We start from the raw sequence: 25,737 nt of genomic DNA on the forward strand, positions 1-25,737 counted from the left end.
GAACGCCGGTCAGAGGGCGGTGGCCGCGGCGCGGCCCGCCGCGCGGCCGGAGAACAGGCACCCGCCCAGGAAGGTGCCTTCCAGGGCCCGGTAGCCGTGGACTCCGCCGCCGCCAAAGCCCGCGGCCTCGCCGGCAGCATACAGCCCGGCCAGCGGCCGGCCGGCGCCGTCCAGGACCCGCGACTGAAGATCGGTCTGGATCCCGCCGAGGCTCTTGCGGGTGAGCACGGAAAGGCGGACCGCCAGGAGGGGCCCGTGCCGGGGGTCAAGCATAGGGTGCGGCGGGGCGACCCGCATGATCCTGTCCGTGGTGAAGCGGCGGGCTGCCCGGATGGCTGCGAGTTGCGGATCCTTCCCGAGTCCGCTCCCGAACTGCCGGTCCCGCGCCCGGATCAGCCGGTCCAGTTCCCCGGCATCGATGAGCGGCGTCCCGGCGAGGGCATTCATCTTCACGGCGAGGTCCGTGGGGCTGCCTGCCCGCAGGAAGTCCACGCCCCGGTCCAGGAAACGTTCCAGCGGGCTGTCCCCGGATGGTTTAAGCCGGCCGGCGAGCAGACGGATGTCCTTGCCGGTCAGGTCCGGGTTCTGCTCGGAGCCGGAGAGCGCGAACTCTTTGAGCGCGATGGTCTTATTGAGCACGAACCACGAGTGGGCGTGTCCGGTGCCGAGGATGTGCCGGAGGGCGCCGAGCGAGTCGAAGCCCGGGAACAGCGGCGCCGGGAGCAGCCCGCCCGTTGCGTCGAGCCAGAGCGCCGAGGGCCCGGGCAGGATCCGGATGCCGTGCCGGGGCCACACCGGGGAGTGGTTGTGGATGCCCTCCGGGTAGTGCCACATCCGGTCGCCGTTGATGAGCCGGCCGCCGGCGCGGTCGACGGCGGCCAGGAAGTCGCCGTCCACCGAGGCCGGCACGCCGCTGAGCAAGGACGCCGGGGCGTCCCCGTCCGGCCATTGCCGCCGGACTGCCTCGTGGTTCCCGCCGATGCCGCCGCTGGTCACGATCACGGCGGCGGCAGCGGCGTCGAAGGTGCCGGTGGCGATGCGGGAGGACTGCTCGCCACGGGCAGCGGCGCTGGGCGCGAGGATCTCGCCGTGCACGCCGCTGAGCCGGCCCGCCGCCGTCGTCAGTTCGGTGGCGCGGTGCCGGAAGTGGAACGACACCCGCCCGGCGGCCTGGCCCTCGCGTAGTTTGGCGAGGAAGGGCGCGACGAGCGCGGGGCCGGTGCCCCACGCGACGTGGAAGCGCGGCACGGTGTTGCCGTGGCCGTGCGGGCCGTAGCCGCCGCGCTCCGCCCACTGCACGAGCGGAAACAGTCTGACGCCAAGGGATGCGAGCCAGGCGCGTTTCTCGCCCGCGGCAAAGTGCACATAGGCCTCGGCCCACTGCCGGGCGAGCCCGTCCTCGGGACGATCGAAAGCGGCGGAGGCGAGCCAATCGGAGAGGGCCAGTTCGGCACTGTCGCGGACGCCGAGCCGCCGCTGTTCCGGGGTGTTGACCAGGAAGAGGCCGCCAAAGGACCAGTGTGCCTGGCCGCCAACAGAGGCTTCGGGCTCCTGGTCCAGCACGGCCACCCTCCTGCCGGCCGCATACGCCTCCGCCGCGGCCACCAGGCCGGCGAGTCCGGCGCCGACCACGACGACGTCCGCCTCGATCCGGGACACCGCTCCGATTCCGGCGGAAGCGGCCGCGGGACCGGTGCTGCGGGCTGCATCTGCGCTGGTCATGGCTTCATGCTAATGCCCGCCGGGGTGCTGTTTTGTTTGGTTTGGTCCCGGGATTTTGGTTTGCACAGCCGGAACCGGAAAACTAGAGGCATGCGCGTATATCCCACCTTCTTCCGGCTCGCTTTCTCCTGGATGGACGCCGAGCGCGCCCACCGGATCGGATTCCGGGCCATCCGGCTGGCCAACAGCTGCGGCGCCGGCCGGGTGCTGCAACGCCTCACCGCCCCGGCGCCTTCGCTGCGGACCGAGGCCTTCGGCATGACCTTCCCCTCGCCGTTCGGGCTGGCCGCGGGCTTCGACAAGGAGGGCCATGGGATCGAGGCGCTGACGGACCTCGGCTTCGGCCACGTCGAGGTGGGCACCATCACCGGGCAGCCGCAGCCCGGCAACCCGGCCCCGCGGCTCTTCCGCCTGATCGAGGACCGGGCTGTCATCAACCGGATGGGCTTCAACAACGACGGCGCCGCGGCCGTGGCGCCGCGGCTCCGCTCCGCCCGTGCCGCCCTGCAGCGCCGCTATCCCGGGATCCGCCCGGTGATCGGCGTCAACATCGGCAAGACCAAGGTGGTGGAACTCGAGGACGCGGCGGCAGACTACCTGATCAGCGCCCGCAGCCTGGCACCGGCGGCGGACTACCTGGTGGTCAACGTGAGTTCCCCGAACACCCCCGGGCTGCGCCTGCTGCAGGACGTGGAAACCCTGCGCCCGCTGCTGGCCGCGGTGGGGGAGGCGGCAGACGCTGCGGCCGGCCGCCACGTGCCGCTGCTGGTGAAGATCGCGCCGGACCTCAGCGATGAGGACATCGACGACGTCGCCCGGCTGGCGCTGGAACTGAAACTGGACGGCATTATCGCCACCAACACCACCGTTGACCGTTCCGGGCTGGTCTCCGGCCCGGAACGCGTCGAGGCGTGCGGTGCCGGCGGCCTCTCCGGCGCCCCGCTCCGGAAGCGTTCGCTCGAAGTGCTGGCCAGGCTCAGGGCCGCGACCGGCGGGGCGATCACCCTCGTCTCAGTCGGCGGCGTGGAGTCCGGCCAGGACGTCCGGGACCGGCTTGAGGCCGGCGCCACCCTGGTGCAGGGCTACACGGCGTTCCTCTACGAGGGCCCCTTCTGGGCGGCGCGGATTAACCGTGAGCTGGCCAAACGGCCGGTGCGCCGGTGACGGGGCGGGTTCGAACCGGGCCCTGACACTGAAAAGCCCCCGGCAGTTGAAAACTGCCGGGGGCTTCATTCTGATCTGATTCAGGCGGGAAACTCGCCGCGCTTGACCTGGGGTTTCGGAAGGCGCAGGCGGCGGAACTGAAGGGAGCGCATCGAGCCGTACCAGACGGTGCCGCGCTCAACCTCGCCGAACTTCTGGCTGAGCCGCGTCTTGAGCTTCCGGGACAGGATGAAGACGTCCACGAACACGGCCAGGAACATGACCCAGAAGCCACCGAGCACGTAGATCATCTGCTCGCTGCTTGCCGGAACCAGCAGGGAAATGACCACAAAAACGAGCGCACCGAACATTAAGTATTCGCCCAGGCTGAAGCGGGCGTCCACGTAGTCGCGGGCGAAACGCTTCTGCGGCCCCTTGTCCCGCACCGGCAGGAACTTCTCGTCCCCGGTGTCCATGGCCCGGCGCATCTTGAGGCGCTGGTCTGCAGCCGCGGTGCGCTCGGCCGCCTTGGAGGCCTTGCGGTCCTCCGGAACCAGCGGCCGCTTCCGGGCGGCCACCTGGGTGCTGCGCTTGGGCGTGGGCGCGCCCTTGCCGATGGCGGCGTTCCGGGCTTCTGCCTCGGCCACTTGCTGGTCAACTACGTCCTGCGCCGAGGGCGCTTCTTTTTTACGTCCAAACACCCCTTCAGAATACCCTGCGGTGGCGGGCCCGGGACGCAGCCACAGCCAGCCCGGCACGGGTAGTGTTTTGGCCATGACTTCATCTTCCGCGGGGATCCCGCAGCCCTCAGGCGTCGGCCCCATCGATGCCGACGCCCTCCGCCAGGCCGTCACTGAATCCTTCGACGCCACGGTCGCGCAACTAAAGCAGCTCGTGGCTATCCCGGGCATCGCCTGGCCCAGCTTCGACCCTGCTCCGCTCAATGCCAGCGCCGACGCCGTCGCCGGACTGGTCCGTGCCAGCGGCTTCGAAGACGTCCGGATCCTGCGCTGCGACAAGGAGGACGGCACACCCGGCGGGCCGGCCGTCGTCGCGCGCCGTCCCGCCGCGGCCGGCAAGCCCACCATCCTGCTCTACGCCCATCACGACGTTCAGCCGACCGGTGACCTGGCGCTCTGGGAGACCGAGCCGTTCGCTGCCGTCGAGCGCAACGGCCGCCTCTATGGCCGGGGCGCGGCGGACGACAAAGCCGGCATCCTGGCCCACATCGCTGCCTACTCCGCCGTAACCCGCGTCCTGGGGGAGGGCCTGGGCCTCGGGGTGACCTTCTTCTTCGAAGGCGAGGAGGAAGCGGGTTCGCCCACCTTCCGGGCCTTCCTCGAAGCCCATCAGGAGCTGCTGCGCTCGGATGTGATCGTCGTCGCCGATTCGTCCAACTGGAAGGTGGGCCTCCCGGCCCTCACAACCAGCCTGCGGGGCCTGGTGGACGGCACCATCGAGGTGAAGGTGCTGGACCACGCCGTCCATTCCGGCATGTTCGGCGGCCCCGTCCTGGACGCCCCGACGCTGCTGGCCCGGCTGATCGCCACCCTGCACGACGAGGAGGGCAGCGTCGCGATCGAGGGCCTCATCGGCCGCGACGACGTCGCCGTCGACCTCACCGAGGAGGAGTACCGTGCGGACGCCTCCGTGCTCGACGGCGTGATGCTCGCCGGGACCGGAACCATCGCCTCGCGCCTCTGGACCAAGCCCGCGCTGTCCATCATCGGCTTTGACGCGCCCGCCGTGGACGTCGCCTCCAACACCCTGCTCCCGCGCGCACGAGCCAAGTTCAGCCTTCGCCTCGCCCCCGGCCAGGATCCGGCCGAGGCGATGGAAGCAGTGCGCCGGCACGTCGAATCCCACGCGCCGTTCGGCGCTGAAGTGGTGTTCACCCCGGGTGAGAAGGGCAGCGCCTTCCTCACCGACACGACGTCCGCCGCCGCCAGCATGGCGATGTGGGCCCTCGGCGAGGCCTGGGGCGTGCCGGCCGTCGAGACCGGAATCGGAGGTTCCATTCCGTTCATCGCCGACCTGACCGAGCTGTACCCGGACGTGCAAATCCTGGTTACCGGAGTGGAAGACCCCGACTCGCGGGCGCACAGCGCCAACGAATCGCTCCACCTCGGCGACTTCCGGAACGCGATCATCGCCGAAGCGCTCCTGCTGGCCCGGCTGAATGCGGAGGGTCTGGCCTGACCCTGCTGCACGGGCGGCTGGCCCTGCCCGCTGCGGCGTTCCCGGGGAACACCCAGCCGGTGCTGACGGTTACGTCAGGAGTTAGAGCTACCCCGCTGATCGACGTAGCATGTAGCTATAGCCCATACCGTTAAGTAGGGGCGGGCGCCGCGCAGGCGGAGTCGCCCACGACCGTCGTAAGAAGGTAGGCCATGAGCACTACAACCAATGAACACAGCGCCGACACCACCGTCCAGGCGGACCAGGAGCTGGCCAGCCACGAGGTCCAGCTGACCGACGTCGCGGCCGGCAAGGTCCGCAGCCTGCTGGAGCAGGAGGGCCGCACTGATCTTCGCCTCCGCGTGGCCGTGCAGCCGGGCGGCTGCTCCGGGCTGATCTACCAGCTCTACTTCGACGAGCGGCTTCTCGAGGGCGATGCCGTCCGCGACTACGACGGCGTCGAGGTGGTCGTTGACAAGATGAGCGTGCCTTACCTGAGCGGTGCCAGCATCGACTTCGAGGACACCATCTCGAAGCAGGGCTTCACCATTGACAACCCCAACGCAGGCGGATCCTGCGCTTGCGGGGATTCCTTCCACTAAGGACTAAGGCCGGGCCGTCAGCCCGGCCTTAGTGCCGTCCAGGGCGGCCGCCGGAACGTGCAAAACGCCGACGACGCACGGCGCGGACATGTGGGCGAAAACCTGTGGGGAGCGGTAAGCTCTACATCGAGTAGTAAAACTTTTAGTGTGCCCGGAACGCGAGGCGGCCGGGCGACAGCAACAAGTAGGAAGGGCCGTCTGTGAGTTCGCAGAACCGAACCGGCAGCCGACGCAAACAGATCACTACGATCACTGGCTTGGCACTAGCCGGCGCGTTGGCTTTGACTGGATGTTCACCAGAGGTACAGAAAGGGTGGCTGCCCACTGAGCGTGGCACCACCAACCACACTGACCGCATCATGGACCTCTGGGTCAACTCATGGATTGCCGCCCTTGTCGTGGGTGTCATTACCTGGGGCTTGATGATCTGGTGCATCGTCGCTTACCGGCGGCGGAAGGGAACCGTCGGGTTCCCCCGGCAGAACAGCTTCAACCTGCCGCTTGAGGTCTTCTACCTGACGATCCCCGTGTTCATGGTGCTCGTGTTCTTCTACTTCACGGACCGGGACCAGCAGGCGATTGACAACCGCGACCAGCCGGCCGACGTCGTCGTCGACGTCCGTGGCAAGCAGTGGTCCTGGGACTTCAACTACAAAAAGGGCGACGCCATCACCAGCGACGTTCACGAAGCAGGCGTCCAGGCGCACCTCACCGGCAACAACATCGACAAGGAAAAGCTGCCCACGCTCTACCTGCCGGTTAACAAGTCGGTGGACCTGGAACTGAACGCCCGCGACGTCATCCACTCTTTCTGGGTTCCCGCATTCCTGCAGAAGCGCGACATGATCCCGGGCAAGACCAACTACATCAGGTTGACCCCCACTAAAGAGGGAACCTACGACGGCAAGTGCGCCGAGCTCTGCGGCGAATACCACTCCGAAATGCTGTTCCGCGTGAAGGTCGTCTCCGAATCGGAGTTCAAGGCGCACATGGACCAGCTGCGCCAAAGCGGCAACACCGGATTGCTCGGGAATGAATACGACCGCAACCCGGCCCCCACCGAGACTAAGTAAGGGGAGCGCGACGTGGCAACAACCTACTCTCAGCCCTCCGGGATCCTTGAGGCTCCCGTAGTACCCAAATCCAAGGGGCGCATCGTCGTCAACTGGATCACCTCGACCGACCACAAGACCATCGGGTTTATGTACCTGATCGCGTCGTTCGTGTTTTTCTGCTTCGGCGGCGTCATGGCCCTGTTGATCCGGGCCGAGCTCTTCGAACCCGGTATGCAGATCCTGCAGACCAAAGAGCAGTACAACCAGCTCTTCACGATGCACGGCACCGTCATGCTGCTGATGTTCGCGACACCGCTGTTCGCCGGCTTCACCAACGTGATGATGCCGCTGCAGATCGGTGCCCCCGACGTCGCCTTCCCGCGGCTGAATGCGCTGGCATTCTGGTTCTTCCTCTTCGGCTCCACCATCGCCGTCTCCGGCTTCATCACCCCGCAGGGTGCGGCGTCGTTCGGCTGGTTCGCCTACGCGCCGCTGTCGAACACCACCTTCAGCCCCGGAATCGGCGGTGACCTCTGGGTCTTCGGCCTGGCGCTCTCGGGGTTCGGCACGATCCTCGGCGCGGTCAACTTCATCACCACGATCATTTGCATGCGTGCGCCGGGTATGACCATGTGGCGGATGCCGATCTTCACCTGGAACGCCCTGGTCACTTCCATCCTGGTGTTGATGGCGTTCCCGCCACTGGCTGCCGCGCTCTTCGCCCTCGGCGCGGACCGCCGCTTCGGCGCACACATCTTCGACCCTCAAAATGGCGGAGCCGTGCTCTGGCAGCACCTCTTCTGGTTCTTCGGCCACCCCGAGGTGTACATCATCGCGCTGCCGTTCTTCGGCATCGTCTCGGAGATTTTCCCGGTCTTCAGCCGCAAGCCGATCTTCGGTTACAAGGGCATCGTCTACGCTACGATTTCCATCGCCGCCCTGTCCGTGACCGTGTGGGCACACCACATGTACGTCACCGGGTCGGTCCTGCTGCCGTTCTTCTCCTTCATGACGATGCTGATCGCGGTTCCCACCGGCGTGAAGTTCTTCAACTGGATCGGAACCATGTGGCGCGGTTCCATCACCTTCGAGACTCCCATGCTGTGGAGCATCGGCTTTCTGGTGACGTTCCTTTTCGGTGGCCTCACCGGGATCATCCTGGCGTCGCCGCCGCTTGACTTCCACGTCTCTGACTCGTACTTCGTGGTGGCGCACTTCCATTACGTGGTCTTCGGCACGGTGGTCTTCGCGATGTTCGCCGGCTTCTACTTCTGGTGGCCGAAGTGGACCGGCAAGATGCTCAATGAGCGGCTCGGCAAGATCCACTTCTGGATGCTCTTCCTGGGCTTCCACGGCACGTTCCTGATCCAGCACTGGCTCGGCGTCGAGGGCATGCCGCGCCGCTACGCGGACTACCTGCCGCAGGATAACTTCACCTGGATGAACCAGTTCTCGACCTACTCATCCTTCCTCCTGGGCGCCTCGATGATCCCGTTCTTCTGGAACGTCTATATCACCTGGCGCAGCAACCAGAAGGTCATGGTCGATGACCCTTGGGGCTTCGGCGCCTCGCTTGAATGGGCGACATCCTGCCCGCCGCCGCGGCACAACTTCACCTCGCTGCCGCGGATCCGCTCGGAGCGTCCAGCACTGGACCTGCACCACCCCGAGTTGTCCCAGAACTACACCGCCGCCTCTCCTGCCCCGGCAGCAGCGGCGCTCGGTAACGCCGACCAGAAAGATCAAGCCCAGTGAAAATCGAATCACGGATTTTTGGATTCGGAGCGTTCTTCTTCGTCCCGGTCTCGGTCATCTACGGATTCCTGACGCACTGGTCTGAATGGGTCGGAACCCTCGGTATCCTGCTGCTGGGCGGTCTTGCGGGCATGATTGGCGCGTACCTGGGCTTCACCGGTCGGCGCGTCGGCATGCGTCCCGAGGACCGCAGCGATGCTGAGATCCACGAGGGCGCCGGTGAACAGGGCCACTTCAGCCCGTGGAGCTGGTGGCCGCTGGTTCTCGGCCTTGCCTGCGCCGGCGGGTTCCTGGGATTGGCTGTGGGCTTTTGGATCACGTTCATCGCCGGCGGCCTGGCCATCGTGGCACTCGTAGGCTGGGTCTACGAGTACAGCCGCGGAGACCACGCGCACTAAGTCCTGTCGGTACTTGCACTGACGCAAACGACGTCGGGCCCCGCCAAATGGTGGGGCCCGACGTCGTTTGCGTCTGCCCCCGTTCCGCTCTGAGCCTGCCGCGGCGGCGGTCAGCCTATTGCGACTCCAGCAGGAGGCACAGCTCCGCGAGGACGCGCTCCGCCGCCGCGGGGCTTAATCCTGCCGGGACGGCGTCGGTACGGACTGCCAGTTCCACCTCGCACCCGCAGCGGAAGTCTTCGGTCATAACCTCCAGCAGGGAGCGGGCGTCCACGCCGGGCCGGCCGTCCCTGCTGATCGTGACGGGCAATCCGCTCTGTGTCACGGCGCGGACAAAGCCCGCCGCCGGACGGGCGTGTAGTCCGATCGAGGCCCGGACGACCGCCTTGCGTGCTGGCAACGGAGCTCCTTCATTGGGCGGGGCCGGGAATGCCGGCAGTGTGTGCGGGGGTGCTCGCTGCGGCCCGGCGATGCGGCCGCCGTTTAGGGCCTTCCAAGCCTAGCCGGGGGAGGAGCGTCGGGCGAACCCGGACACGCCGGTGGTCTAGACCGGAGAGCAATGTGACCTAGGCTTGAGGTATGGACCACTTCTGCAGGCCTCCCCGTGGGATCTAACGCGGCCCGCGTGGCCGGTGAGATTTACCGGCACAGCGGCGTCCCCATCTACGTGCAACTCCGGGAAATCCTCCGAACGCACATCGCCAGCGCCTGCCCGCCTGGCTCGGCACTTCCCTCCGAACGGGACCTGTCCGAACGGTTCGGCCTGGCCAGGATGACCGTACGCCAGGCGATCGACGCGCTGGTCGGCGAAGAAGTGATTGAGCGCGTCGTCGGCCTTGGCACGTTTGTGCGCAAGCCGAAGCTGGATCTGCAGGTCAAACTCACCTCCTACACCGAGGAAATGCAGCGCCGCGGCATGGTCCCGGCGGCGAAGGTGCTTAGTTTCGAACAGATCAATGCCAGCGCTTTCCTGGCCCGCGAGCTTCAGCTCGAGGAGGGAACACCGCTGGTGCGGTTCCGGCGCCTGCTGCTGGCCGACAACGAGCCCATGAGTGTCGACGAGAATTTCATCCCCGCTCACCGGGTGCCGGGACTGCTGGACGGCGAGCCGCCCACGTCGCTCTACAACGTGCTGAGTCAGCGGTACGGCCTGGTGATGGAATGGGGCGAGGACATGATCGAGGCGACGGCGGCCTCGCCGTCCACAGCCCGGCTGCTGAACGTGGAGGTCGGATCGCCGCTCCTGAAGATCCAGCGGCACGCGTTCGTGGCCCGGGCCATGGTTGACTACTCCGTCTCCTACTACCGCGCGGACCGCTATAAGCTCTGGGTGCCGCTGCAGCGGCCGGGCGTCCGGCCGACGCGCAACTATGCAACGGGCTACCGCCCCTAGGCGGCAACGGGAAAAGGCCCGGTCCTGACGGACGGGGCCTTTTCGCTGGCGTTGCTGCCGGGTTCAGCGGCTGAGGCTCTTCTGCTCCGCAGCCGCGTCGATCGCCTCGTGATCGCCGTGGTGGCTGTGCGCCGCCGCGAGCTCGGACGGTGTTGCCGGGGCCACCCGATCCTCGAAGAACCACTTGGAGAGCATCGCGCGGCTCTTCTCCTTGCGGTCTACGACACCGTTGCTGTTCGGCTGGGCGGGGAGCGCCGAGGGAGATTCGAAACCGACCAGTTTATAGCGCTTGTACTCGTCCAGCGGGGCGTGCACCTCGATGAACTCGCCGTGCGGCAACCGCACGATCCGGCCGGTTTCGCGGCCGTGCAACGCGATTTCCCGGTCCTTGCGTTGCAGAGCCAGCGCGACCCGCTTCGCGACGATGAAGCCAATGATCGGGCCGATGAAGAACAGCGCACGCAGCCAGTACGTGACGTCGTTCAGGGACACGTGGAAGTGCGTGGCGATGAGGTCAGAGCTTGCCGCGGCCCACATCACGCAGTACCAGACGAAGCCGGCCACGCCGATGCCCGTCCGGGTCGGGGCGTTACGGGGACGGTCCAGGACGTGGTGCTCGCGGTTGTCCTTGGTGATCCAGCGTTCGATCCACGGGTACATGAACATCACGGCGAACAGCAGGCCGGCGGGGGCCAGGGCCGGCAGCAGCACGTTGAAGCTGAAGACGTGGCCGAACCAGACCTGCTCGACGTGCCAGTTCCCGAAGGTGCCTGGCATCAGGCGCAGCGCGCCGTCAACGAAGCCGATGTACCAGTCAGGCTGGGTGCCTGCCGAAACGGGGGAGGGGTCGTAGGGCCCGTAGTTCCAGATCGGGTTGATGGTGAAGAACCCGGCCATCAGGGCGATGACACCGAACACGATGAAGAAGAAGCCGCCGGCCTTCGCTGCGTAGACCGGGCCGAGGGGGTAGCCGACGACGTTGCCGTCGTTACGTCCCGGGCCCGGGTACTGGGTGTGCTTGTGCACGACAACCATGAACAGGTGGACGACGATCATCAGCAGGATAAGCGCGGGGACCAGCAGGATGTGGAGCATGTACAGTCGGCCGATGATGGCGGTGCCGGGGAATTCTCCGCCGAAGAGGAAGAACGAGATGTACGTGCCGATCACCGGGATGGACTTGATAACGCCGTCGATGATGCGCAGTCCGTTGCCGGAGAGCAGGTCATCGGGGAGCGAGTAGCCGGTGAAGCCCGCCGCCATGGCCAGGATCAGCAGGACGCTGCCCACCACCCAGTTCATTTCGCGGGGCTTGCGGAAGGCGCCGGTGAAGAAGACGCGCAGCATGTGGACGCCCACCGAGGCCACGAACAACAGGGCGGACCAGTGGTGGACCTGGCGCATGAACAGGCCGCCTCGGACATCGAACGAGATGTTCAGCGAGGAGCTGTACGCCACGGACATTTCAACGTTGTTCAGCGGCAGGTAGGAACCCTGGTAGTGGGTTTCCGCCATCGAGGGATCGAAGAAGAACGTCAGGAAGGTGCCGGAGAGCAGCAGGATGACGAAGGAGTACAGTGCCACCTCGCCGAACATGAAGGACCAGTGGTCGGGGAAGACCTTCCGGCCGAATTCCCGGAGTATTCCCGATCCGCCGACGCGCTGATCAACGAAATCAGTAATGCGGCCGCCCTTGGTCTTGGCGACGAAAGTGGGGGTGTCAGCTGTTGATGTTGCGCTCATGCTCATCACGCTCCCAGTAGCTAGGTCCGACAGGTTGTTTGAAGTCGCTCGTGGCGTAAAGGTAGCCCTCGTCATCGACGGCGATGGGCAACTGCGGGAGCGGCCGGCTGGCCGGGCCAAAGATAACCTTGCATTCCTGGGTCAGGTCGAAGGTTGACTGGTGGCACGGGCACAGCAGGTGGTGGGTCTGCTGCTCGTATAGCGCAACAGGGCAACCAACGTGGGTGCAGATCTTGGAGTAGGCGACAATGCCGTTGTAGCTCCAGTCCTCCCGGCCCGGTGACGGGTTGAGGGAGTCGGGGTTCAGCCGCATGAGCAGGACGACGGCCTTGGCCTTTTCGTTCAGCTTGCCTTCGTGCAGTTCATTGAGGCCTTCCGGGATCACGTGGAAAGCCGAGCCGATGGTGACGTCCGCTGCCTTGATGGGCGTGCCATCGGGGTCGCGGGTGAGCCGCTTGGTCTTGCCGTCAACCGGGGCCCACATGGTGTGCGCCAGCGTCTTGTCCGGTCGCGGACCCAGGTCGCCGAAGACGGCCAGGGCCGGCAGCGGGGCCAGTGCGACGGCGCCCAGCAGGGTGTTGCGGATCAGCGGGCGGCGCTTGATGCCGGTTTCCTCGACAATGTCGTTAACGATCCGGACAGCGGCCAGGCGATCCTCTTCGGTGCGGAGGGCGTGGCGCTCTTCGGACACTTCGTGGTCAGGCATGAGGGCCTTGGCCCAGTGCACAATGCCGGTGCCGATGCCCAGCATGGCAAAGGCGGTGCCGATGCCCAGCAGGGTGTTCTGCAGCCGGATGGTGGCGATCGAGGAGTCAGGTCCAAGATCGATGGCGAAGTACGCCACCAGGAATATCAGGGTGCCAACGACCGAGGCACCGAACAGCATGGCCACCTGCCGTTCCGCTCGCTTAGCGGCTCTCGGGTCCGTGTCGGCCAGGCGCAAACGATGCGGGGGAATTCCAGGATCCTGGAACTTCTCCACCTCATTCTGACCAGCCGTAGCTACGGTGCCCGAGTGGTTCGGACTGCCGTCACTATGGTTGCCCATAATTCGCCTCATCCTTCTCTCGTCTCGACCAGCGTCGAGTTAGTTTTCAATTCGAACTGCTGACGGATCAGCAGTCAATTCTTACAGGTGCAGCGGGTGTCTAGGACGTCCGCGAAGTCAGCCAGATGGTGAAGGCGATGATCACGCCCAGTCCGGCGATCCAAACAAACAGGCCCTCGGAAACCGGGCCCAGCGCGCCCAGGTCATTGCCGCCGGGGGAACCGTTGGCTTCGATCTGCTTCAGGAAGGTGATGATGTCACGCTTGCTCTCGGGGGAGACGTTGGCGTTGGAGAAGACCGGCATGTTCTGCGGGCCAGTGACCATGGCTTCGTAGATGTGCTTGCCGGAGACGCCGGCCAGGGCCGGAGCGAATTTGCCCCGGGTCAGCGCGCCACCGGCTGCGGCAGCGTTGTGGCACATGGCGCAGTTCACGCGGAACAGCTCGCCGCCCTTGGCAGCGTCGCCCTTCTCGTCGAGGATACCTGCCTCCGGGATGGCCGGGCCGGGGCCGAGGGTTGCGACGTAGGCCGCAAGCTGGTGGGTCTGCTCGTCGTTGAACTGGGCGGGCTTCTGGTAGGCTTGCGGGCCGTTCATCTGCATGGGCATACGGCCGGTGCCAACCTGGAAGTCAACGGCTGCGGCGCCGACGCCGACAAGCGACGGTCCGGAGGCGGAGCCGCTGGCACCCATGCCATGGCAGGTGGCGCAGTTAGCGGCAAACAGCTTGCCGCCTTCAGCTGCGTCGCTTGCACTGAAGCTGGTGGTGTCGGCCTTGGCCTGGTTGACGGTGGTGGCGACGGCGTACAGCCCACCAGTGATGAGGAGACCCATCAGCAACAGCGCAATTGCTGCCAGTGGGTGACGTCGCTTCTGCGAAAGTGCCTTCACGTGGTGGTTCCTTTTTTCGATCCTGCGTGGGCTCGGGGAGCCGCTTCTTGAAATTCTACCTCTTGTAGAAAAAGAGTTATAGGCCTAGCTACTTGAGGACGTAGATGACCAGGAAGAGGCCGATCCACACGACGTCGACAAAGTGCCAGTAGTACGAGGTGACGATCGCGGAGGTTGCCTCAAAGTGTCCGAACTTCTTCGCTGCGAAGGACCGTCCGATGATGAGCAGGAAGGCAATGAGGCCGCCGATAACGTGCAGGCCGTGGAACCCGGTGGTCATGTAGAACGCGGAACCGTAAGCGTTGGAAGAGAGCGAGACGTGCTCGGAGACGAGCATGGCGTACTCGGTCGCCTGACCGGCCACGAAGAACGCACCCATGATGAATGTGAGTGTGAACCACTCGTTCATTCCCCAGCGGGTGAAGCTCAGGGGACTGCCAAGCCGGCGCGGCTGGAGCCGTTCGGCGGCGAAGACGCCCATCTGGCAAGCGAAGGAACTTGCCACGAGGACGATGGTGTTTACGAGCGCAAAGGGGAAGTTGAGCTTGGCTGTCTCTTCGGCCCACATCTGTCCGGAAGTCGAACGGAGTGTGAAGTACATGGCAAAGAGACCGGCGAAGAACATCAACTCACTGGACAGCCAGACGACGGTTCCAACGGAAACCATGTTCGGGCGATTCAGCGTGGGGTGCGCCGGGGTACTGGGGGCATGGGTCGCAGATGTCACATAGACATTATGTCTGTAAAAGTCCGTGCTGCCCAACGCAAAACGCGTTTCGGAAGGACTTTTTCTACAAAGACGCGAAATTGCGCGGAAAAGTTCCCGGGCCCCTTCGCATTGGGCATTGCGGCCCGCGGCTCGATAGCATCAGAACGTGACTTCTCAGGCATCTGCTCAGGCGGTAGTAAAGACTTGGCCGCGTCTCATTGGCGTCCTCATTAACGGCACGGACCTCACTGCCGACGAGACCGAGTGGGCCATGGGTTCCATAATGTCCGGCGAGGCCAGCCCCGCACAGGTGGCCGGGTTCCTGGTTGCGCTCCGCTCCAAGGGCGAGACCGTGGACGAACTGGCGGGACTGGTGGAGGCGATGATCGCCAATGCGAACCCGATCGACATCGCGGGCGAGAAACTGGACATCGTCGGAACCGGCGGTGACCAGCAGAACACGGTCAATATCTCCACGATGGCGGCCTTGATCTGTGCCGGCGCCGGCGCCAGGGTGGTCAAACACGGCAACCGTGCGGCGTCCTCCGCTTCTGGATCCGCCGACGTCCTGGAGGCGCTGGGCGTGCGGCTGGACCTGCCGATTCCGCGGGTGGCCCGGAACGCGGAGGAAGCCGGGATTACCTTCTGCTTCGCCCAGGTATTCCATCCCTCCATGCGGCATGCCGCCGTCGCGCGCCGGGAACTCGGCGTTCCCACCGCCTTTAATTTCCTGGGCCCCATGAGCAATCCCGCCAACGTTCAGGCGTCCGCCGTCGGGGTTGCCAATGAACGGATGGCGCCCCTGGTAGCCGGCGTATTGGCCAGGCGCGGAAGCCGGGGACTCGTGTTCCGCGGCAACGACGGCCTCGATGAACTGACCACTACCGGCCCGTCCCACGTCTGGGAAATCCGCAACGGCGAGGTCGACGTGCAGATATTCGATCCCCGCGAGCTGGGGATCCGCCAGGCAACGCTGGCGGAACTGCGCGGCGGCAACGCCGTGGCCAACGCCGCCGTCATCCGTGCGGTCCTGTCGGGCGAGCCGGGTCCCGCACGCGACGCCGCGTTGCTCAACGCCGCCGCCGGTCTGGTGGCGTTCGACCTTACCGCCGTCGGTCCGCTCACCGAGCGGATGACCGCTGCCATGAAGCGGGCCGAAGAGTCGATTGCCTCCGGCGCAGCCTCCGCGGTGTTGGACCGTTGGGTTGCGCTGACGCGGGACTGACACCCGGCCAGGCTGCGTGGATGCGGCCCGCGCATCATCCGGAGACGCAAAAGCGGGGCCAGGCTAGTCTGCCCGGCCCCGCGTCTGTCGCTGCGGTCTGTATCGCCTGCTACTCGAAGCCGAGGGCGAATGCTGTGTCGAGGTCGTGCTGGGAGTACGCGCGGAAGGCGATCTGGGTGGTGGTGTGCACCACGGCCGGGACCTTGGACAGCTTGTCCGCGATGACGTCCGCCAGGTCCTCATGCTTGGCGACCCGGGCGATGGCAATCAGGTCCCATTCGCCGGTCACGGAATAAACCTCGCTGATGCCCTGGATGGCGGAAATCTCTTCCGCGGTTTCGGGGATGCGGGAAGCCTCTGTTTTGATCAGGACGATAGCGGTGACCACGGGTAAACCTTTCGGGATCTCTTGCGCCGTTGCTGGCTTCTCAATTGCCCCGGGGCGGTCGGAGCATGTGATTGCAAGCCTAGTCCATCAGCTCCGCCGACGGCGTGCCCGAAAGCGCCGGACGGCCAAGACCAACAGCCGGTAGCCAAGCAGGAAAACGGCCAGGCTGAGCAGCGCCACGACTACGAACGGCAGGACCACTGTCTGCCCGGTGGTGGCGCGGAGCAACATGCCGACGGCCACGGTGCCAATCCAGACGGCGACGCCGGCCGGCCACGGTGCGAGCGGTCCGCGCCACAGGCGCAGGGCCAACCAGGCCAGGGCGGCGCCGGTGAGGAACGGCCAGGCCGTCGCGAGCACCCCGGTGATAATCTCGCCGCGCTGGTGGGCGTCGCGGCCGATCGCGGCGAACAGCAGGATCAGGAGCGCATCCGCGGCGGCCGCCGCAAATGCGGTGCGCGACGTCGTCGACCGTTGAGGCAATGAGCGTGTCTTGCTTGGCATGCTTCCAGCCTAGCCGCGACCGTTGGCCTACGGACGCCACTAGGTCTAGGCTCGGCCGTACTTATCGATGCCAGCCGAAGACGGAACGCCGAATACGGAAATCTGTGACCGGCAAGGTAGCTGCAGTTGGTACCGGGAGGAGGTGGCCATGACTACGCTGACGGATCGGCCCAATACTGCGCTGATGGTGATCGACGTTCAGAACGGTGTGGTGGCGGGTGTGTACCAGCGCGACACCGTGGTCGCCAACATCGCCGCGCTGGTGGCGAAGGCCCGCCGTGCCGCGGCCACGATCGTCTGGGTCCAGCACTGCGACGCGCGGCTGGAGCGGGGGAGTGAGGCGTGGCAGTACGTCCCGGAACTGTCCCGCCGTGAGGCGGAGCCGATGGTGCACAAGTCGTACGGCGATGCTTTCGACGACACGGACCTTGAAGAAGTGCTCTTGGCCGCTGGCGTCGGCCACTTGCTGGTGGCCGGTGCGCAAACCGACGAGTGTATCCGGTCAACGATCCACGGAGCGTTTGTCCGCGGCTACGATGTGACACTGGTGGCCGACGCCCACACCACCGAGGACCAGACTGCCTGGGGCGCGCCGCCGCCGGAACTGGTCATCGCGCACACGAATCTCTACTGGCAGTACCAGATGGCGCCGGGCCGGGCGGCAGGCGTTGTAGAGACGGCCGCGGTGACCTTCGACGCACCTGGTCCCGCCACGGGGTCTCGCCGTTGAGGCGGCCAATTGGGAGCGGCGCACCCAACAGCCCGGGGCGGTGCGTCAACTGTAATGAAACTAGTGTGGTGAGAGATGTCGGTTCGCGGGTCCGCGGGTCCAAGCCGGATGCCTACTTCGACCCGAAGGCCTACGACATTCTCTCCGCGTACTTCCTTGCGGCCGCCCTGGGTGAGCTTCTCATCACGCAGGTTTACCTCTGGGTGACGGAACAGGTCAGCCAGGAACCCATCGAAATCCTGAAAGTGCATGACCACGAGCAGCTGATCGTCTCTTGTGTGTCCCGGATCGCAGAACTCGGGCCCGGACCGCGGCTAGATTCATGGGAACGAACAATTCCACCCACGAAAGGGCCGCTCCGATGAAGGCAGTACTTAATGGCACCGTGCTTGCGGAAGCCCCTAGGAACGAGCTGATCAAGATCGAAGGGAACTGGTACTTCCCGCCCCGGAGCGTCGACTACGCACTGCTTATTGCCAGTGCAACGCCGTACACCTGCGGGTGGAAGGGCCGGTGCCAGTACTTCAGCGTCAAGGACGGCGGGGGGAACGTGTTGCCGGACCGCGCCTTCAGCTACCCCGATCCGTATCCTGTGTCGCTGGATCGGGTGGGGCAGAATTACAGCAACTACGTCGCATTCTGGAAAGAAATCCATATCGCCGAATAGCAGGGGCCCAGGGCCTGCACCAGCCGTGTATCCCCTCCTGAGGGGATTCGTCCGAGGGGATTCGGCTCCGGGAATGGTGTGCGCGGCTGTTCAGGCGGAACCGGTTCAGATCTGGCTTATCCACGGACGCATCCATAGAGACGGGAAGGAATGAGCATGCGGAGCGAGATACTGGAGTTCCCGGGATCACAGGGAGTGCTGCTGGCGGCTCGGTTGGATGTTCCGGAATCAGCACCCCGGGCGTATGCGTTGTTTGCGCACTGCTTCACGTGCAGTAGGGACGCGCCGGCGGGGGCCAGGATCTCCCGAGCCTTGACCGATTTTGGCATCGCGGTCCTGAGGTTTGACTTCACCGGTTTGGGCCGGTCGGGTGGCGATTTCGCCAACACCAACTTCAGCTCCAATATTGAGGATCTGGTCCACGGGTCGAATCTCCTGCGCGAGCGCTTCGCGGCGCCGTCGTTCCTGATCGGGCATTCACTTGGCGGCGCGGCGGTGCCCGCCCAGCCCACAACGTCCCGGAGGTGCGGGCCGTGGCAACCATCGGGGCCGACAGCGGCTCCGGATCATGCGGCGCATCTGCTGCGGGGCAACCGCACTGAGATCGAAGAGTGTGGTGAAGGCACAGGGTCCCCCAGTTCCCGGTCGTGGCAGGGAAACAATTTTGCAGAAATACACCGGTTGATGATGACAAGGAGATTTCATGGCTGAAGAAGTTGATGTTGTTGTTATCGGCATGGGTCCGGGCGGTGAGGCCGCCGCCGGCGAGCTCGCAGAAGCGGGCCTCTCGGTTGTGGGAATCGAAGGACGCCTGGTTGGCGGGGAGTGCCCCTACTACGGCTGCATTCCGAGCAAGATGATGATCCGGGCCGGTAACTCCCTGGCGGAGGGCCGGCGCATCCGCGGCCTCGCCGGGGATGCCGATGTCCGCCAGGACTGGGCGCCGGTGGCGGACCGGATCCGCTCCGAGGCCACCGATGACTGGGACGACACGGTCGCCGTGGACCGTTTCACCGCCAAAGGAGGCCGCTTTGTCCGCGGCCGGGGGAGGATTACCGGGCCGCGGACGGTCAGCGCCGCCGGCCGGGAGTTCACCGCCCGCCGCGCCGTCGTGATCAATACCGGCACGGAACCGATGATTCCTCCGATCCCGGGTCTGGCCGATGTACCGTACTGGACCAACAGGGAGGCCATCGCCGCCACCGAGGTCCCGGAATCCCTGATCGTGATCGGGGGAGGGGCCATCGGCGCGGAACTGGCGCAGGCATTCGCACGCTTCGGCACCCGCGTCAGCGTCGTCGAAGCCGCGCCGGGCTTGCTGCCCCCGGAAGAGCCCGAGGCCGGCAAGCTCCTCGAAGGCGTGCTGCGGGAGGAGGGCATCGACGTCCAAGTGGGGGCCCGCATAGAAAGCGTCCGGCACTCCGCCGGCACGTTCACAGTCGCTTTCGGCGGTTCTACCCTCAGTGCCGGCCGGCTTCTGGTCGCGGCGGGCCGCACCACCAACCTCGAGTCCCTCGGGGTGGCCGCCCTGGGCCTGGATCCGGCCGCCCGCTTCCTGGACCCCGATGGGCACATGCGGATTGCCGACGGCGTCTACGCCATCGGCGACATCACGGGCAAGGGCGCCTTTACCCATGTGTCCATGTACCAGGCATCCATCGCCGCCGCGCACATCCTGGACCAGGACCCGGCCCCGGCCGAATACCATGCGGTTCCGCGGGTGACCTTCACCGATCCCGAGGTCGGTTCCGTCGGCATGACCGAGGAACAGGCACGCGGGAATGGAATGAGCGTGCGTGTCGGTTTCACGGACCTGGCCACATCCGCACGGGGATGGATCCACAAGTCCGGAATCCAGGGATTTATCAAACTCGTCGAAGACGCGGATGAGGGGGTGCTGGTCGGTGCGACGTCCGCCGGCCCTGCAGGGGGCGAGGTCCTTTCGGCCTTGGCGCTTGCCGTCCACGCCAGGATCCCGGTCAGCACCTTGCGGCGGATGATCTACGCATATCCGACGTTCCACCGCGCCATTGAAGACGCGCTGGACCGTCTTGAGTGAATCAGGCAGGGTGTACCGATGACCAGTGAGCCCATCGCCAACTACGCCATGCTCTCCGATTGCCGCTCCGCCGCGCTCGTAAGCGCCGCGGGTTCGGTGGACTGGCTGTGTTTCCCCCGTTTTGACAGCCCGTCGGTGTTCGGACGGATCCTGGGCGAGGACGCGGGCTACTGGTCGATCCGGCCGGTGGCCCCCTACTCCTCGACCCGGCGGTACCTCGGGCCCACGATGGTGCTCGAGACGGTCCACACCACGGCCGGCGGGACCGTGACGGTCACCGATGCTCTGGTCCTGGGGGAGGGAAACCGGGGCCACGAACTCGGCGCCGGGGCTCCCGGCACATTGCTGCGGAAGGTGGCCTGCGTCGACGGCGAAGTGGAGATGGAGGTGGTCTTCGCTCCGCGGCCCGACTACGGCCAGGTCCGGCCGCTCCTTGAGGACACCGACGGCGGAATCTTCATCCACGGCGGGGCCGACGTGCTGGCCTTCTCCACTCCCGTCACCTTCGCACTCGACGATAGCCGGGCGATTGCGAAGCCGGTTCTCCGTGCCGGAGAAGTTCTGGGATTCGCCCTTCACCACCGGAACGCCGGGCCTGTACCGCCGGTGTTCTGGAGTCAGGAGGACATCGCCCGCCGGCTGGAGGACACTCTCGAGGGCTGGGGCAGCTGGTCGCGGCTGCATCAAAACTACGACGGACCCTGGCAGGACCTGGTCGCTTCCAGCGGCAGGATCCTGCAGGCCCTGACGTTCTATCCGACCGGCGCCATCGTCGCCGCCCCCACCACCTCCCTGCCCGAGGTCGCCGGCGGCACCCGGAACTGGGACTACCGGTACACCTGGATCCGGGATGCCAGCATGACCCTGCAGGCACTGTGGGTGGCCGCGTGTCCGGACGAGGCCGGGAAGTTCTTCCAGTTCCTCGCGACGGCTGCCGCCGGCCGGCTGAGCAGCGGCGAGGAGCTGCAGATTATGTACGGCATCGGCGGGGAACGGGATCTGACCGAACGCGTGCTGGCCCACCTGCCCGGCTGGCGCGGCAGCGCGCCGGTGCGGGTCGGCAACGGCGCCTGGGACCAGCGCCAGCTCGATGTCTACGGCGAACTCCTCGACGCCGCTGCGACCCTCCCGGAGTATCTGAACGATCTGGAGCCCGGGACGCGGCGGTTCCTGGCCGACGCAGCTGATGCGGCCGCGTCGCGCTGGCAGTCCACGGATCAGGGCATCTGGGAAGTCCGCGGCGCACCCCGGCACTACCTGCATTCAAAACTGATGTGCTGGGTGGCCGTGGACCGGGCCATCGGCCTCGCCGCGGTCCTGGACGCCGAAGACAGAGTTCCGCACTGGGTACAGACCCGGGCGCAACTGGCCGACTCGATCCGCAAGAACGGATGGAACGCCAGAGCCAACGCCTACACCCAGGCCTACGGCTCCGAGGACCTGGATGCGTCGGCGCTGATGCTCGCCATCGTGGGGTTTGTGCCCGCCGATGATCCCCGGATGCTGGCAACGATCGACGCCATCGATGAACGGCTCACCGACAGCCGGGGCCTGGTGTACCGGTACCAGGGCGACGACGGGCTCTCCGGGGAGGAAGGCACGTTCCTGCTGTGCACCTTCTGGCTGGCCCATGCCCTGGCCCTGGCCGGGCAGACCCGGCGCGCCCGGACCGTCTTCGAACGGGCCGCGGGATTCGCCACCGATCTGGGCCTGCTGGCCGAAGAGGTTGCGCCGGACAGCAACGAGCTGCTCGGAAACTTTCCGCAGGCCTTCAGCCATATCGGCCTCGTCAACGCAGCCTGGGCCATCCGCACCGCCGATGACAAAAACCCGGCACCTGCCACCGGCGCCGGCGACGCCCCGTGACGGGTTCTGTCCCGGGCAGCCGGCGCCGGGCGGTGATTCGGCTGGGAATTCTTCTGGTTCTGGTGGCCGCCGCAGCCGCCTCGGCACTGGTCTTTCCACTCCCGCCGGTCGTGGACATCCGGAACTATTTCGGCACCACCGGCTGGTGGGGGCCGGCGGCGTTCATCCTCGCCTATGCCGCGCTGACGCTGGCGCCGGTGCCCAAAAATGTTCTCTCAGTCGCCGCGGGGCTGGTCTTCGGGTTCGCCGGCGGCATCGCCGTCGTCTTTATCGCCGCGATCCTGGGTTCCGTTGCCGCGTTCTGGCTGGGACGCTGGCTGGGCCGGGAAGCGGTGGAGAAATTCACCGGGGCACGGGTGGAGAAAGTCGACCGGCTGCTGCGGCGCGGCGGCCTGGCGGCCATGATCGGGGCCCGGCTGGTGCCCGTGCTGCCATTTACGGCCATTAACTACACCGCCGGGCTGACCTCCATCCGCTGGTGGCCCTATTTCCTCGGGACCGCCATCGGGATCCTCCCCGGGACGGTGAGCTACGTGACCCTGGGTGCGTTCGGCCTGCAGCCGGGATGGCAGCTCAGCCTCGCACTCGGGGCACTTGGTGTGCTCACCGTGGCCGGGCTGGTGTTCGCCGTCCGACGGCGTCGGAAGGAGAGGGCCTCCGATGTTTGATGCCCGGTTGCGGCACGCCATGGCGCCGGCCCTGGGGCGGGCCGCCGGATGGCTGGACCGGCCATGGATTACCCCTGACAGGCTGACGGGCTTGAACCTGGTCCTCGGCCTTGCCAGCGCGGTCCTGGCATCGCTGCAGTGGTGGCTGCCTGCTCTGGCCGCGTGGCTGCTGTGCCGGTTAGCCGACGGCCTCGACGGCCCGCTGGCCCGGCGCCGGAACGCCCGCGCCGGGATTGAAGACACCGGGCGGGGCGGATTTTGGGACATCTGCGCCGATTTCATCGTCTACGGTGCCACGGTCCTCGGCGTGGCGATCGGTGCGACAGCGGGCTTCGGTGCCCCGTGGTTGCCGTTTCTGCTGGTCCTTTTCGCCTACTACATCAACGGCACAGCCTTCCTGGCGTTCTCCTCCATCGCCGAAAAAACCGGCTGCCAGCTGAGGGACGGCCGGTCGTTGTCCTTCCTGGCCGGCCTGACCGAGGGCGCCGAGACCGTGGCCGTGCACAGCCTCTGGCTGATCTTCCCGGGCGCGGCCTGGGTTATCGCGTCCGTCTGGGCGCTGCTGGTCACGGCCAGCGGTGTCCAGCGGATCATCGCCGGTTACCGGTCGCTGCGGTGAGGCCCGGGCCGGTCCAAGCAGCGGGCGCGGAACCAGACCAGCACCGTAACGAACCTGAAGGAGCACGCTATCCGCGATAAATACACGCTGTTTGCCCCGTTTTATGATCTGCTCTCGGGCGAATACCCTGTCTATCATGCCGGACGGGTGCTCGGCATCGATGCGCTGGCCCCCGCAGCGGGCCAGCAGGTGCTGGACATCGGCTGCGGAACGGGACTGAATTTTCCGCTGCTGCGGGAGCGCCTTGGTACCGCCGGGACCATCGTCGGGATCGACCGCAGCGCGCAAATGCTCCACCAGGCGCGGCGCCGCGCCCGGGCCCGCGGCTGGGAGAACGTGATCCTGCTCCAGGCCGACATGGTGCTACTCGATCCGGGGTCGGTCGCTGCCCGCATCGAAGATGGCGGGGGAGCCGCGGTTTCGGATGCTGCCCTGGCCACGTACTCGCTGTCCCTGATGGGGGACTGGGAGCAGGCCTGGACGAACATGAACAGGCTGCTTTCCGCAGACGCCCGGATCGGGGTCGTTGATATGCAGGACCCGGTGGGATGGGCCCGATGGCTCACTCCGCTGGCACGACTGGCCTGCGCGGCGGGCGGATCCGACATCACCGCCGCCCCCTGGCAGGCCGTCGAGAAACGATGCGTCGACGTCGTCCGCGCCTCGGCCCGCGGCGGCCACCTGCAGATCCGGGCCGGAAAGAGAACGGACGACCGATAACACGACGGATGGGCGGTACCGCAGCCGTTCACGTCTGCCGTTTACGTCACGGCTCAGCGGGACCTCAATGCACCGCTGCTATTGGTGTTCTCTGTGTAGTGCAGATTACTGAACGACATCCCGGGCCAGACGTACTTTGAAGACGTCAGTAACCTCTTCCATGGAAGGTCGCCGTTATGGCTTCTGCATCAGCTCTTTCACACCGCGCGTCCGGCACCGGCGTGGGACGGCGCGTCCTTACCGGGGCAGACGGGGCATCGCCGGCGGCGTCGGGCTCGGTTACGGGGCCATCTGGTGGGTCCTTTTGCCGTTGATTATCAGGCCGGCCTTGATGGGCAAGCCCTCGTTCGCCGTTGACCTTCCCGCGCTGATGAGCCTCATGGGGCACATGACTTATGGCGTTATTCTGGGACTGGTGGCGGTCCGCGTCCTCAAGAGCCAGGCATGACCGATTCCTGCCGGGTCGATGTAGGGGCCACCGTCTCCGGAGACCTGCGACCGTGGGCCCCGCGGCAACGAGAGGCCGACCCGCTAATGGCAGGACCCGCAGACCCCTTTAGTTGTTTGAATGAAGTTGACCTGTTCGCTGATCTGAGCGCGCAGGAGATCGAGGCCATGGACCTCATGGCCCCGGCCAGGCTGTTCCGCCGCGGGGAGCTGCTGTTCAGCCAAAGCCAGCCCGTCAAGGCGCTGTTCATCCTCAAATCCGGCCGGGTGCGTATCTTCCGGGTCGCCGAGGACGGCAAGGCCCTGACGATGGCCATCCTGCAACCGGGCGCCGTGTTCGGGGAGATGATGCTCGTGGGCCAGCGGATGTATGACAACTACGCCGAGGCCATCGAAGATTCCGCGATCTGCCAGCTCAGCGTGGACGAGGTCGAACGGTTCCTGCTCTCGGATCCGCGCATCGCCATCCGCATCTCCCGGCTCCTGGGCGAACAGGTAGCCCGCCTCGAAGAACGCCTGACCGACCTGGCGCTGCGGCCGCTGTCGGCCCAGGTGGCGTCCACCCTGCTCAAACTCGGCGACGCCGCGGGCCCGCCACGCTTCGGGCAGGCCCGGACCATCCACCTGACCCACGAACAGCTCGCCGGCCTCCTGGGTGCCTCCCGGGAGGCCACCAGCAAGATCATGGGCGAGTTTACGGCCAAAAAAGCCATCCGACAGGGCCGCGGGCGCATCATCATCCAGGACCGCGACGTTCTGCGCAAACTGGCCCGGAGTTCCCCATGATGACGGGGATGATAGAAGGCCACGCCGCCTTCACCGCCGACGGAGGCGTCATCGTCAGCGGCGACGGTCCGTGACCGGCAGCATCTGCGCAAAGTCCGAGCAGATCATCGCGATCCGCGCCGCGGAAGTGGACTTCGACGACAAACTCGAAGCGATCTCCTCCGTTGCCCGCCAAGCCGCGGCCAGGACAGGGAACGTCTCTGATGCGACCTCGCAAGCGGCCTTGGACGCCGGCTGGAGCACCGAGGAACTCTCCGAGGCGTTCGTCCACATCGCGGCAAACCTGTTCACCAACTACTTCAACCACTACGCCGGAACAGAGCTGGACCTGCCCGCAGTCCCGGAACTGACCGCCTGAGACGCCGGGGGAAGGTGGAAGGGAGGGCGCTCCCTTCCACCTTCCCCACACCCACGGCACCGCAC

Annotated in this window: 28 protein-coding genes; 19 read left to right on the plus strand and 9 right to left on the minus strand. The window is 66.2% G+C overall.

What is annotated here, in order from left to right:
• Positions 1-9 precede the first annotated feature (9 nt).
• Positions 10-1,722 (minus strand): FAD-binding dehydrogenase, encoded by a 1,713-nt coding sequence (locus ABIB14_RS12675; protein ID WP_354236244.1) that lies wholly within the window; start codon positions 1,720-1,722, stop codon positions 10-12.
• A gap of 90 nt (positions 1,723-1,812) precedes the next feature.
• Between ABIB14_RS12675 and ABIB14_RS12680 the strand changes: the two genes are divergently transcribed.
• A complete protein-coding gene (locus ABIB14_RS12680; protein WP_354236245.1) occupies positions 1,813-2,886 on the plus strand; it encodes a quinone-dependent dihydroorotate dehydrogenase in 1,074 nt (357 codons plus the stop codon).
• An 80-nt stretch (positions 2,887-2,966) separates the two neighbouring features.
• On the opposite strand, the gene ABIB14_RS12685 is transcribed toward ABIB14_RS12680, so the two are convergent.
• The gene (locus ABIB14_RS12685) at positions 2,967-3,566 is read right to left on the minus strand and encodes a DUF3043 domain-containing protein (RefSeq protein WP_354236292.1); all 600 of its coding nucleotides are present in this window, start codon (positions 3,564-3,566) and stop codon (positions 2,967-2,969) included.
• Between the two features lie 73 nt (positions 3,567-3,639).
• On the opposite strand from ABIB14_RS12685, the gene ABIB14_RS12690 reads away from it, so the two are divergent.
• The 5 genes from ABIB14_RS12690 to ABIB14_RS12710 all read left to right on the plus strand — a co-directional run bounded on the left by ABIB14_RS12690 (position 3,640) and on the right by ABIB14_RS12710 (position 8,853).
• On the plus strand, positions 3,640-5,064 hold the full coding sequence (locus ABIB14_RS12690) for a dipeptidase (RefSeq protein ID WP_354236246.1): 1,425 nt from the start codon (positions 3,640-3,642) through the stop codon (positions 5,062-5,064).
• A 191-nt stretch (positions 5,065-5,255) separates the two neighbouring features.
• Positions 5,256-5,645 (plus strand): HesB/IscA family protein, encoded by a 390-nt coding sequence (locus ABIB14_RS12695; protein ID WP_354236247.1) that lies wholly within the window; start codon positions 5,256-5,258, stop codon positions 5,643-5,645.
• Positions 5,646-5,845: 200 nt separating this feature from the next.
• Positions 5,846-6,718, plus strand: coding sequence for an aa3-type cytochrome oxidase subunit II (ctaC, locus tag ABIB14_RS12700; protein ID WP_354236248.1), 873 nt, complete (start codon positions 5,846-5,848; stop codon positions 6,716-6,718).
• 12 nt (positions 6,719-6,730) lie between these two features.
• On the plus strand, positions 6,731-8,455 hold the full coding sequence (gene ctaD / locus ABIB14_RS12705) for an aa3-type cytochrome oxidase subunit I (protein WP_354236249.1): 1,725 nt from the start codon (positions 6,731-6,733) through the stop codon (positions 8,453-8,455).
• Positions 8,452-8,853, plus strand: a complete 402-nt coding sequence (locus ABIB14_RS12710; RefSeq protein WP_354236250.1) for a cytochrome c oxidase subunit 4 — start codon at positions 8,452-8,454, stop codon at positions 8,851-8,853. The genes ctaD and ABIB14_RS12710 overlap by 4 nt, the downstream gene beginning before the upstream one ends.
• A 115-nt stretch (positions 8,854-8,968) precedes the next feature.
• On the opposite strand, the gene ABIB14_RS12715 is transcribed toward ABIB14_RS12710, so the two are convergent.
• Entirely contained in the window at positions 8,969-9,253 is a 285-nt protein-coding gene (locus ABIB14_RS12715) for an HPr family phosphocarrier protein (protein WP_354236251.1), read from the minus strand.
• Between the two features lie 204 nt (positions 9,254-9,457).
• On the opposite strand from ABIB14_RS12715, the gene ABIB14_RS12720 reads away from it, so the two are divergent.
• Positions 9,458-10,246, plus strand: coding sequence for a GntR family transcriptional regulator (locus ABIB14_RS12720; protein ID WP_354236252.1), 789 nt, complete (start codon positions 9,458-9,460; stop codon positions 10,244-10,246).
• 63 nt (positions 10,247-10,309) lie between these two features.
• On the opposite strand, the gene qcrB is transcribed toward ABIB14_RS12720, so the two are convergent.
• The 4 genes from qcrB to ctaE all read right to left on the minus strand — a co-directional run bounded on the left by qcrB (position 10,310) and on the right by ctaE (position 14,653).
• Positions 10,310-11,989 carry a cytochrome bc1 complex cytochrome b subunit gene (gene qcrB, locus ABIB14_RS12725; protein ID WP_354236253.1) on the minus strand — a complete coding sequence of 560 codons (1,680 nt, stop codon included), beginning with the start codon at positions 11,987-11,989 and terminating at the stop codon, positions 10,310-10,312.
• A complete protein-coding gene (gene qcrA, locus ABIB14_RS12730; protein ID WP_354236254.1) occupies positions 11,967-13,037 on the minus strand; it encodes a cytochrome bc1 complex Rieske iron-sulfur subunit in 1,071 nt (356 codons plus the stop codon). Before qcrA ends, qcrB begins: the two co-directional genes overlap by 23 nt.
• Before the next feature lie 100 nt (positions 13,038-13,137).
• The gene (gene qcrC / locus ABIB14_RS12735; RefSeq protein WP_354236255.1) at positions 13,138-13,926 is read right to left on the minus strand and encodes a cytochrome bc1 complex diheme cytochrome c subunit; all 789 of its coding nucleotides are present in this window, start codon (positions 13,924-13,926) and stop codon (positions 13,138-13,140) included.
• A gap of 88 nt (positions 13,927-14,014) precedes the next feature.
• Complete coding sequence (gene ctaE / locus ABIB14_RS12740) at positions 14,015-14,653, minus strand: aa3-type cytochrome oxidase subunit III (RefSeq protein WP_502909659.1); 639 nt, start codon at positions 14,651-14,653, stop codon at positions 14,015-14,017.
• Between the two features lie 148 nt (positions 14,654-14,801).
• On the opposite strand from ctaE, the gene trpD reads away from it, so the two are divergent.
• Positions 14,802-15,860 (plus strand): anthranilate phosphoribosyltransferase, encoded by a 1,059-nt coding sequence (trpD, locus tag ABIB14_RS12745; protein ID WP_354236258.1) that lies wholly within the window; start codon positions 14,802-14,804, stop codon positions 15,858-15,860.
• 109 nt (positions 15,861-15,969) lie between these two features.
• Here the strand turns inward: trpD and ABIB14_RS12750 are convergent, their stop codons facing one another.
• Together ABIB14_RS12750 and ABIB14_RS12755 are read right to left on the minus strand one after the other, a co-directional pair.
• Complete coding sequence (locus ABIB14_RS12750) at positions 15,970-16,248, minus strand: Lrp/AsnC family transcriptional regulator (protein ID WP_354236260.1); 279 nt, start codon at positions 16,246-16,248, stop codon at positions 15,970-15,972.
• An 87-nt stretch (positions 16,249-16,335) separates the two neighbouring features.
• The gene (locus ABIB14_RS12755) at positions 16,336-16,752 is read right to left on the minus strand and encodes a DUF3054 domain-containing protein (RefSeq protein WP_354236262.1); all 417 of its coding nucleotides are present in this window, start codon (positions 16,750-16,752) and stop codon (positions 16,336-16,338) included.
• A 148-nt stretch (positions 16,753-16,900) separates the two neighbouring features.
• Between ABIB14_RS12755 and ABIB14_RS12760 the strand changes: the two genes are divergently transcribed.
• The 11 genes from ABIB14_RS12760 (at position 16,901) to ABIB14_RS12810 (ending at position 25,672) form a co-directional block, all read left to right on the plus strand.
• On the plus strand, positions 16,901-17,482 hold the full coding sequence (locus tag ABIB14_RS12760; protein ID WP_354236263.1) for a cysteine hydrolase family protein: 582 nt from the start codon (positions 16,901-16,903) through the stop codon (positions 17,480-17,482).
• A 68-nt stretch (positions 17,483-17,550) separates the two neighbouring features.
• Positions 17,551-17,847 (plus strand): hypothetical protein, encoded by a 297-nt coding sequence (locus tag ABIB14_RS12765; protein WP_354236265.1) that lies wholly within the window; start codon positions 17,551-17,553, stop codon positions 17,845-17,847.
• Positions 17,844-18,149 carry a DUF427 domain-containing protein gene (locus ABIB14_RS12770; protein ID WP_354236266.1) on the plus strand — a complete coding sequence of 102 codons (306 nt, stop codon included), beginning with the start codon at positions 17,844-17,846 and terminating at the stop codon, positions 18,147-18,149. The genes ABIB14_RS12765 and ABIB14_RS12770 overlap by 4 nt, the downstream gene beginning before the upstream one ends.
• Before the next feature lie 156 nt (positions 18,150-18,305).
• Positions 18,306-18,860 (plus strand): alpha/beta hydrolase, encoded by a 555-nt coding sequence (locus ABIB14_RS12775; protein WP_354236267.1) that lies wholly within the window; start codon positions 18,306-18,308, stop codon positions 18,858-18,860.
• Positions 18,853-20,208: a dihydrolipoyl dehydrogenase family protein gene (locus tag ABIB14_RS12780; RefSeq protein ID WP_354236268.1), complete on the plus strand. Its 1,356-nt coding sequence runs from the start codon at positions 18,853-18,855 to the stop codon at positions 20,206-20,208. The genes ABIB14_RS12775 and ABIB14_RS12780 overlap by 8 nt, the downstream gene beginning before the upstream one ends.
• Positions 20,209-20,226: 18 nt before the next feature.
• Positions 20,227-22,074, plus strand: a complete 1,848-nt coding sequence (locus tag ABIB14_RS12785; RefSeq protein ID WP_354236269.1) for a glycoside hydrolase family 15 protein — start codon at positions 20,227-20,229, stop codon at positions 22,072-22,074.
• Positions 22,071-22,742, plus strand: a complete 672-nt coding sequence (locus ABIB14_RS12790) for a TVP38/TMEM64 family protein (RefSeq protein ID WP_354236270.1) — start codon at positions 22,071-22,073, stop codon at positions 22,740-22,742. The genes ABIB14_RS12785 and ABIB14_RS12790 overlap by 4 nt, the downstream gene beginning before the upstream one ends.
• Positions 22,735-23,361 (plus strand): CDP-alcohol phosphatidyltransferase family protein, encoded by a 627-nt coding sequence (locus tag ABIB14_RS12795; RefSeq protein ID WP_354236271.1) that lies wholly within the window; start codon positions 22,735-22,737, stop codon positions 23,359-23,361. The genes ABIB14_RS12790 and ABIB14_RS12795 overlap by 8 nt, the downstream gene beginning before the upstream one ends.
• Positions 23,362-23,508: 147 nt before the next feature.
• On the plus strand, positions 23,509-24,081 hold the full coding sequence (locus ABIB14_RS12800; RefSeq protein ID WP_354236272.1) for a class I SAM-dependent methyltransferase: 573 nt from the start codon (positions 23,509-23,511) through the stop codon (positions 24,079-24,081).
• Between the two features lie 564 nt (positions 24,082-24,645).
• Complete coding sequence (locus ABIB14_RS12805) at positions 24,646-25,314, plus strand: Crp/Fnr family transcriptional regulator (RefSeq protein ID WP_354236273.1); 669 nt, start codon at positions 24,646-24,648, stop codon at positions 25,312-25,314.
• Positions 25,315-25,384: 70 nt separating this feature from the next.
• Complete coding sequence (locus tag ABIB14_RS12810; RefSeq protein ID WP_354236274.1) at positions 25,385-25,672, plus strand: carboxymuconolactone decarboxylase family protein; 288 nt, start codon at positions 25,385-25,387, stop codon at positions 25,670-25,672.
• The last annotated feature ends 65 nt before the right edge of the window (positions 25,673-25,737 follow it).

The organism is Arthrobacter sp. UYEF3 (assembly GCF_040546245.1).
Lineage (GTDB): Bacteria > Actinomycetota > Actinomycetes > Actinomycetales > Micrococcaceae > Arthrobacter.

Excerpts from the sequence above, each read along its gene's own strand:
- ABIB14_RS12675 (WP_354236244.1), bottom strand. The coding sequence starts at position 1,722 with ATGACCAGCGCAGATGCAGCCCGCAGCACCGGTCCCGCGGCCGCTTCC.
- ABIB14_RS12680 (WP_354236245.1), top strand. The coding sequence starts at position 1,813 with ATGCGCGTATATCCCACCTTCTTCCGGCTCGCTTTCTCCTGGATGGAC.
- ABIB14_RS12690 (WP_354236246.1), top strand. The coding sequence starts at position 3,640 with ATGACTTCATCTTCCGCGGGGATCCCGCAGCCCTCAGGCGTCGGCCCC.
- ABIB14_RS12695 (WP_354236247.1), top strand. The coding sequence starts at position 5,256 with ATGAGCACTACAACCAATGAACACAGCGCCGACACCACCGTCCAGGCG.
- qcrB (WP_354236253.1), bottom strand. The coding sequence starts at position 11,989 with ATGAGCGCAACATCAACAGCTGACACCCCCACTTTCGTCGCCAAGACC.
- qcrA (WP_354236254.1), bottom strand. The coding sequence starts at position 13,037 with ATGGGCAACCATAGTGACGGCAGTCCGAACCACTCGGGCACCGTAGCT.
- ABIB14_RS12755 (WP_354236262.1), bottom strand. The coding sequence starts at position 16,752 with ATGCCAAGCAAGACACGCTCATTGCCTCAACGGTCGACGACGTCGCGC.
- ABIB14_RS12760 (WP_354236263.1), top strand. The coding sequence starts at position 16,901 with ATGACTACGCTGACGGATCGGCCCAATACTGCGCTGATGGTGATCGAC.
- ABIB14_RS12770 (WP_354236266.1), top strand. The coding sequence starts at position 17,844 with ATGAAGGCAGTACTTAATGGCACCGTGCTTGCGGAAGCCCCTAGGAAC.
- ABIB14_RS12775 (WP_354236267.1), top strand. The coding sequence starts at position 18,306 with ATGCGGAGCGAGATACTGGAGTTCCCGGGATCACAGGGAGTGCTGCTG.
- ABIB14_RS12780 (WP_354236268.1), top strand. The coding sequence starts at position 18,853 with ATGGCTGAAGAAGTTGATGTTGTTGTTATCGGCATGGGTCCGGGCGGT.
- ABIB14_RS12785 (WP_354236269.1), top strand. The coding sequence starts at position 20,227 with ATGACCAGTGAGCCCATCGCCAACTACGCCATGCTCTCCGATTGCCGC.
- ABIB14_RS12795 (WP_354236271.1), top strand. The coding sequence starts at position 22,735 with ATGTTTGATGCCCGGTTGCGGCACGCCATGGCGCCGGCCCTGGGGCGG.